The organism is Actinomycetota bacterium, from assembly GCA_036280995.1.
Lineage (GTDB): Bacteria > Actinomycetota > CALGFH01 > CALGFH01 > CALGFH01 > CALGFH01.
The window spans coordinates 1-7,663 of the sequence record DASUPQ010000044.1 but is presented as its reverse complement, the minus strand read 5'-3'; the positions used below and the strand labels follow the sequence as shown (position 1 = coordinate 7,663).

Genomic DNA, 7,663 nt, shown 5'->3' with positions numbered 1-7,663 from the left:
CCTCGGCGGCCACCAGGGCGGCGAGGTCGCCTCGGCGGCGGCTGTGGAGCCGCTGGCCGCCCTCGACGGCCGCGAGTTCGCCGATCCCGCCGAGGCCGCCGAGGCCCTGGCCGAGGCGGTCCGGCAGGCCAACTCGGCCATCCTCGACCGGGCCACCGGCGACCCCGACCTGTGGGGCATGGGCACCACCCTCACCGCCGCCGCCGTCGCCGGCGACCACCACCTCCAGCTCGCCCACGTCGGCGACAGCCGCGCCTACCGGTTCCGCGACGGGTCGCTGGAGCAGCTCACCACCGACCACACCGTGGTCGGCGAGCTGGTCCGCCGGGGCCGCCTCACCCCCGAGCAGGCCGCCATCCACCCCGAGCGCAGCATCCTCACCCGCGCCGTCGGCCTCGACCCCCGCGTCCCCGTCGACACCCCCGACCCGCTGGAGCTCACCTCCGGCGACCAGGTCCTCCTCTGCTCCGACGGCCTCACCGAGGTCGTCCCCGACGTCAAGATCGCCCAGCTCCTCGCCGCCGAGCCCGACGGCGACGCGACCTGCCGTTCCCTGATCGACGCCGCCAACTCCGCCGGCGGCCCCGACAACATCACCGTCGTCCTCATCCGGGTCGCCTGACGGGCCCATGGCCATGGACCCGTGCGCCTCGGGCGCGGTGGTGGTGCGGCCGTCCGCAGCCTCGCCTGACCGCCTGCTCGCACCCTGGCCTGGCCGCGGGTCAGACCCGCCGGAGGACCGTCACCACCTTGCCGAGGATGCGGCCGTCGGGCCCGAACGGGATCGGCTTGTACTCGCTGTTGGCGGGGAGCAGGCGGACCCGGTCGCCCTTGCGGGAGAAGTGCTTGATGGTGGCGCCGTCCTCGGTCCCGGGAACCAGCGCGGCCACGATGTCGCCGTTCTGGGCGTCCCGTTGCGCGCGCACGACCACGTAGTCGTTCTCGGCGATCTGGGCGTCGATCATCGAGTCGCCGCGCACCCGGAGCATGAACAGGGTGCCCTCCCCCACCAGCTGGCGGGGCAGGACGAAGTTCCCGTCGACCCGCTCCTCGGCCAGGAGCGGCGACCCGGCGCGGATCTCGCCGACCAGCGGCACCGGGACCGTCGGGGACTCGCCCCGGAGCTGGATGGACCGGTTCTTGCCGGCGTCGCGGCGGATCAGGTTCAGCGCCTCGAGCCTGTCGAGCCAGTAGCCGACCGTCCCGATGGACTTGACCCCGATCGCCTCACGGATCTCGCGCACCGTGGGCACCAGGCCCGTGGCCGCGTGCGACTCGCGGATGTAGTCGTAGATCCGCTGGCCGGTCGCGCCCAGCTCGCCGTTCGTCACCAGACCATTCACCCCCGCCCACCCGCCGCCGTCGGCTTCGGTCGGGATGCCCGTTCCGTCACCTTCCATGCTGCACGCCGGATGCGTGCCAGACAAGGGTAAGCCGTCACCCCGACGAACCGGTGGAGTCTTCCACAGCCGGGAGCACGAACCGCATCACGGTCCCCCGCCCGGGTGTGCTCTCGGCCGTGATCCGGCCGCCGTGGGCCTCGACCAGGCTCCTGGCGATGGCCAGCCCGAGCCCGGCCCCGCCCGAGTCGGCCGACTTCACGAACCGGTCGAACACGTGCGGGAGGTCGCGGGCGTCGATCCCGGGCCCGGTGTCGGCCACGCTGACGGCCACCCCGGCCGGGTCCGGGCCGACCAGGACATCGACCGACCCGCCCCGGGGGGTGTGCCGGATGGCGTTGGAGAGGAGGTTGGCCAGGACCTCGCCGACCCGGACCGGGTCGACGTCGACCTCGGGGACCGGCGCGGCCGCGCGGCAGGCGAGCCCGACCCCGGCCCGGTCCGCCCTGGCCCGGAACGCGGCCGTCATGTCCTGGGCGAGGGCGAGCGGGTCGACCCGCTCGCGGTGGAGCCGCAGCACCCCGGCCTCGGCGGTCGACAGGGTCTGGAGGTCGTCGAGCAGCCGGGCCATCACCGCCGTCTCCTCCAGGACCGGGGCCAGGTGGGTCTCGTCGGCCGGGTAGACCCCGTCGAGGATGCCCTCGACGTTGCCCCGGATCACCGACAGCGGGGTCCGCAGCTCGTGGGCGACGTCGGCCAGCAGGGCCCGGCGCTGGGTCTCGTTGGCCTGCAGGCGCTCGGTCATCTGGTTGAAGGAGTGGGCCAGCTGGCCGACCTCGCCCGGGCCCCGGGGCTGCACCCGGGTCGAGTAGTCGCCCCCGGCGACCCGGTCGGCGGCCTCCATCACCTCCCCGATCGGCGCCGCCATCCGCCGCACGGCCCGCCCGGCCACGAAGGCCACCGCGAGCAGGCCCAGGATCAGCAGGGGGAACGGGGGGCCGTTCCAGCCCCGGCCGTCCTCCGGCCCGTACTGGCCGCCCCAGAGCAGCCGCCAGGCGAGCCCGCTGGCCAGGAACAGGAGCCCGACGGCGAGCGCCACCAGGAATCCGACCCGCCGCGGGAACCGCCGCCGCGGCCCGCCCCGCCATGGCGGGAACGGCTCTCCCTCCGGCCACCACGGCGGCGGCCGCCCCGGCCGCCACTGCCCGGCCGGGTACCCGCGGTGGCGCCCCCACGGCGGCCCGGGCCCGCCCCCGCCCTCCGCCGCCGGACCGGACTCCCTGCCGGCTGGGCCGTTGTCAGGCATCGGCGAACCGGTAGCCGACGCCGTGGACGGTGAGGAGGTAGCGGGGCCGCCCGGGAGTGGGCTCGATCTTCTTGCGGAGGTTCTTGACGTGGGCGTCGACCGCCCGCTCGTAGGACTCGAAGGCGACGCCGTGGACCGCGTCCAGGAGCTGGCCGCGGGTGAACACCCGGCCGGGCTCGCGGACCATGGCCGCCAGCAGCTGGAACTCGGTCGGGGTGAGCTCGACCGGGCGGCCGCCGACGGCGACCCGCATGCGGGGCAGGTCGACCTCGACGTCGGCGACCCGGAGCACCTCGGAGCCGCCGGGCCCGGCCGCCTCGGTCCGCCGCAGCACGGCCCGGACCCTGGCCACCAGCTCCTTGGGGCTGAACGGCTTGACCACGTAGTCGTCGGCGCCCAGCTCCAGGCCGACGATCCGGTCGGTCTCGTCGCCCCGGGCGGTCAGCATCACGATCGGCACGTTGGAGGTCCGGCGCAGGCTCCGGGCCACGTCCAGGCCGTCCCGCCCGGGCAGTCCCAGGTCGAGCACGACCAGGTCGGGCCGGGCCCGCCGGGCCTCGGCCAGCGCCACCTCCCCGTCGCCGGCCACCACCACCTCGAACCCGGCGTGCTCCAGGTAGTCCCGGACCAGCCGGGCGATGCTGCTCTCGTCCTCGACCACCAGGATCCGCTTCACCTGTCCCTCCCAGCTCGCCCGAAGCCTGACGAGCCGGCGGGGCGGAGGCAACCCTCCGCCCTGCCGGCTGGCTCGTCCGGTTACGCGGTGCCCGTCCCCGGCGGCGCCTCCCGGGTGCCGCCCTCGGCGGGGGTGTCACCGGGCGCGGCCGGCGTCCCGGGCTGCTCGTGCAGGCGGCGGTGGTACTCGTCGAACGCCGCCTGGCCGCCCCACGGTCCGGGTGGGCCGTAGCCGCCCGGGCCTCCAGGGCCACCGGGGCCCCAGCCGCCGGGACCCCACCACCGGGGCGGCCCGCCCCAGCGCCCGCGGGCGAACGCGCCCCGGATCAGCAGCACGAGCCCGATCACGAACAGCGGGAACAGGATCAGCCCGAACGGGAACCCGAACCCGCGGCCGTAGCCGTAGCCCCAGCCGTGGCCGACGACCCTGACCACCTGGTCGGTGTCGCCGCTCTGGGCCAGCTCCCGGGAGATCCCCTCGTCGACCCCGGCGCTGTAGGCCGCGACCCCGATCCCGATCACGGCCAGGACGGCGAGGATCGCCGCCCCGATCACCATCGTCCGACGCATCGCATCATCCTCCTCGTTGTCGGCGTTGCTTCGGTCGTTCCCGATGCTGCCGACCCGCCGTGAAGGAGTTGTGAACGCCCCGGGGAGGCCTCACGGAGCCCGGGACCGGGCCTGGTGCAGGTTGACGTCCGTGTCCGGCCCCTTGAAGGCGCGGTGCTGGAACCACCCGGGCTCACGGATGACCAGGACCTGGCCGGCCGCCTCCGGTCGGTCGCTCGCCAGGCCCAGGATCGCGCATCGCCGTCACCGAGTGCTGCGGGCGGGTCGGGCTCAGCCCGGAAGGGCCCGGCGGGCCATGTGGTAGCGCCGCCAGGGGGCGTAGCCGAGGCGGGCGTAGAACCGCTCCCGCTGGGTCCAGCCGATGTGGCAGGCGCGGGTGCCCGCGTCCCGCAGCAGCTCCGAGGCCCTGGCCACCATGGCGCTGCCGACCCCGGCGCCGCGGGCGGCCGCGGCCACCCCGACACAGCCGATGGTGCCGGCGTCGCGGCCCAGCAGCGGCTCGTAGATGGTGGCGCCGGGCGGGCCGGAGAACAGCAGCGTGCCCACGACGCCGCCCGCCCGGTCGCGGGCGACCAGCACCGAGGCCTCCAGCCGCTCGAACCACACCACCCACTCCGGGAAGGTGGCCGCCTCGAAGGCGAGCACCTCGGCCCGGTCCCGTTCGGCCAGCACCTGGAGCGAGACGCCAGCCCGCCCGGGCCGCTCCCCCACCCCGGCCGGCGCCTCGTACCCCCGCAGGTCGGCGGTCAGGTCGGCCACGGTGTGGTCGTACCGCCACCCCCGGGCGGCGAAGAAGGCGGCCGCGGCCGGCAGGTCGTCCGGCACCCCCGGCCAGACGTAGTCGTCGCCGCCGCTCCCCAGCCCCGCCGTCCCCGCCCCGAGCGCCCCGAGCCGCTCCAGCCCCGCCTGCAGCAGCCGCGTCCCGACGCCCTGGCGCTGGACGGCCGGGTCGACCAGGAGCAGCGGGATGCTCCCGGCGGGGTCGACGGCCACCATCCCCAGCGCCCCGCCGCCCGGGCCACCGCCGCGCCGGGGCTCGGCCACGAGCCCGTCGCGGACGATGTCGAGCCCCCCGGGAAGCAGCGGCCACACCGGCCCGAGCGCCCGCTCCCAGAGCCGCTCCAGCAGCGGCCGGTCGCGTCCCGGGTCGAGCGCCCGGAGGCGGAGCTCGGCATCCATGCCGGCAGCCTACGCGGGCTGCTGCTCGCGCAGGCGTCGCAGGGGCGAGAACACGGCCGGCAGCGGCGACAGCAGCGCCCCGATCGCGCAGATGGTCAGCGCCGGCCGGAGGCCCACGGCGCCGCCGAGCGCGCCACCGGCCAGGGCGCCGACGGCGCTGGCGCCGTACACGGTGAAGCGGTGGCCGGCCGTGACCCGGCCGGCCAGGTGGTCCGGCGTCACCACCTGGCGCAGGCTCCACTGGTGGATGTTCGCCACCGTGTCGGTGATGCCCTCGAACGCCTTGGAGACGGCGAGCATCGCGACGACCACCACGGCGGGCCCGGCGGCCAGCGGCACCAGCAGCGTGCCGGCGGCCGCCAGCACCCAGCTGCCGATCATGGCCGGGCCGACGCCGAACCGGTCGGCCGCCCAGCGGGCCAGCATGGCGCCCGAGACGGCGCCCACCGCCGGGTGGTGCAGGACCGCCTGGCCATCGCCCCGGACGAGATCGACGGCAGCCACTGCGTCGCCCTCAGCCGCCCTCGCGAGCTGGCCGACGCCTGGAGTCGTTCCGGGCCGAGCTGTAGGGCGCCGGGTCGCCGGAACTGGGCTACGCGGCCTCGCGTTCAGCGCCTGGCCTCTCCGGAACCGGGCCGCCGGATCGACGCAGGTTCCTGCTGGGGGTGGGCGGCTCAGCGCGGCGGCGTTGATCGATGCCGGTGGCGGGTGGTCGCTGCGCGGACGGGCGGCCACGGCGGCGCCCGCAACCCCCAGGCCGCGCCGCGTTCGAGGACTACCGCGACCCGGCCGCCCTGCGGCCCTACACCTTCGGCAGCACCCGATCGAGCAGCGCTACCGGCGCCCGGGATCAGCTGCACCCGCTGGTGGTGCCGCAGGACTCGCAGACGAAGCACGACCCGGCCGGGCGCATCCGGACCCCGCAGGTCGAGCAGTAGGGGGCGTCGACCGCGGCCATGCCCGGGGTGAAGGCCGGCGCCTGGGCTGCCGGCGCCGCCGCGGCCTGCGCCGCCGCCGCCGGGGTGGCCGGGCGCTGCTGGAGCTCGACCGGGACCGGTCCCGGCACCTCGGCCACCGGGGCCGGGGCTGCGGCCTCGCCGGCCGGGACCGGCTCGGCGGTGCCGTTGACCTCGGCGGTGCGCTCGGCGGTGGTCTTGATCCCCAGCGCCTGGCGGGTCTCGACGTCCAGGTGGTCGATGGCCAGCCGGCGGGCCAGGTAGTCGACCAGGCTCTGGGCGATGCGGACGTCCTTGTCGTCGGTCATGCCGTTGGGCTCGAAGATCATGTTGACGAACTTGGCCACGTACGCCTCCAGCGGCACCCCGTACTGGAGTCCGAGGCTGATGGCGATCGCGAACGCGTCCATCACGCCCGACAGGGTCGAGCCCTGCTTGGAGACCTTGAAGAAGATCTCCCCGAGCCCGTCGTCCGGGTAGGACCCGGCCGTCAGGTAGCCCTCGATGTCCCCGACCCGGAACGAGGTCGTCTGCGACGGCCGCTGCTTGGGCAGGCGCCGGCGCACCGGGGCCTGGTCGACCTCGATGACCGCGCCGGTGTCGGTGGTCACCTTCTTGTCGGCCGACAGCGGCTGGCCGACCTTGCAGTTGTCCCGGTAGATGGCCAGCGCCTTGAGGCCGAGCTTCCAGCCCTCGACGTAGGCGTGCTCCACGTCCTCGACCGTGACGTGCTCGGGCATGTTCACCGTCTTGGAGATGGCCCCGCTCAGGAACGGCTGGGCCGCGGCCATCATGCGGATGTGGCCCATGTAGTGGATCGGCGAGTCGCCCATGGCGCAGTCGAACACGTCGTAGTGCTCCGAGCGCAGCACCGGCGCGCCCTGCACCGAGTTGTTCGCGGCCACGTACTCGGTGATCGCCTGCACGTGCTCGTCGGCGTACCCGAGGGTCCGCAGGGCCCGCGGCACCGTCTGGTTGACGATCGACATCGACCCGCCGCCGACCAGCTTCTTGGTCTTGACCAGGGCCAGGTCGGGCTCGATCCCGGTGGTGTCGCAGTCCATCAGCAGGCCGATGGTGCCGGTGGGGGCGAGCACGCTCGCCTGGGCGTTGCGGTAGCCGTGCTCGCCGCCGAGCTCGATGGCCTCGTCCCAGGCGGTGCGGGCGGCCTCGAACAGGTCGGTCTGGACCAGCGAGGCGTCGATCTCGTCGACGGCGGCCCGGTGCCTGCCCATCACCCGCAGCATCGGCTCCCGGTTCTTCGGGTAGCCGGCGAACGGCCCCGTCACCTGGGCGATGCGGGCGCTGGTCCGGTAGGCGTGCCCGGTCATGAGCGCGGTGATCGACCCCGCCCAGGCCCGCCCGCCGTCGGAGTCATAGGCCTTGCCGAGGGCCATGAGCAGCGCCCCCAGGTTGGCGTAGCCGAGCCCGAGCTGCCGGAAGTCCTTGGCGTTCTGGGTGATCCGCTCGGTCGGGTAGGAGGAGTTGCCGACGATGATCTCCTGGGCCAGGAACACGATCTCGACCGCGTGCCGGAACGCGGCCACGTCGAAGCGCCCGTCCCCGTCGAGGAACTTGAGCAGGTTCAGGCTGGCCAGGTTGCAGGCCGAGTTGTCCAGGTGCATGTACTCGCTGCA

8 protein-coding genes are annotated in these 7,663 nt (G+C 75.1%); 1 reads left to right on the top strand and 7 read right to left on the bottom strand.

From position 1 onward, the window contains the following. Window positions 1-622 (top strand): protein phosphatase 2C domain-containing protein (locus VF468_01115; GenBank protein ID HEX5876923.1); only part of this gene is annotated, 622 nt, incomplete at its 5' end. A gap of 100 nt (window positions 623-722) precedes the next feature. Here VF468_01115 and lexA read toward each other — a convergent pair. The 7 genes from lexA to VF468_01080 form a co-directional block, all read right to left on the bottom strand. Next, window positions 723-1,331, bottom strand: coding sequence for a transcriptional repressor LexA (lexA, locus tag VF468_01110; GenBank protein HEX5876922.1), 609 nt, complete (start codon window positions 1,329-1,331; stop codon window positions 723-725). Window positions 1,332-1,437: 106 nt separating this feature from the next. Continuing rightward, a complete protein-coding gene (locus VF468_01105) occupies window positions 1,438-2,646 on the bottom strand; it encodes a HAMP domain-containing sensor histidine kinase (protein ID HEX5876921.1) in 1,209 nt (402 codons plus the stop codon). Next, window positions 2,639-3,322 (bottom strand): response regulator transcription factor, encoded by a 684-nt coding sequence (locus VF468_01100; protein ID HEX5876920.1) that lies wholly within the window; start codon window positions 3,320-3,322, stop codon window positions 2,639-2,641. The genes VF468_01105 and VF468_01100 overlap by 8 nt, the downstream gene beginning before the upstream one ends. An 80-nt stretch (window positions 3,323-3,402) precedes the next feature. Continuing rightward, on the bottom strand, window positions 3,403-3,891 hold the full coding sequence (locus tag VF468_01095; GenBank protein HEX5876919.1) for a hypothetical protein: 489 nt from the start codon (window positions 3,889-3,891) through the stop codon (window positions 3,403-3,405). A 270-nt stretch (window positions 3,892-4,161) separates the two neighbouring features. Continuing rightward, on the bottom strand, window positions 4,162-5,070 hold the full coding sequence (locus VF468_01090) for a GNAT family N-acetyltransferase (GenBank protein HEX5876918.1): 909 nt from the start codon (window positions 5,068-5,070) through the stop codon (window positions 4,162-4,164). 9 nt (window positions 5,071-5,079) lie between these two features. After that, complete coding sequence (locus VF468_01085; GenBank protein HEX5876917.1) at window positions 5,080-5,574, bottom strand: hypothetical protein; 495 nt, start codon at window positions 5,572-5,574, stop codon at window positions 5,080-5,082. Between the two features lie 346 nt (window positions 5,575-5,920). Then, a partial coding sequence (locus VF468_01080) for a vitamin B12-dependent ribonucleotide reductase (GenBank protein HEX5876916.1) occupies window positions 5,921-7,663 on the bottom strand: 1,743 nt, incomplete at its 5' end.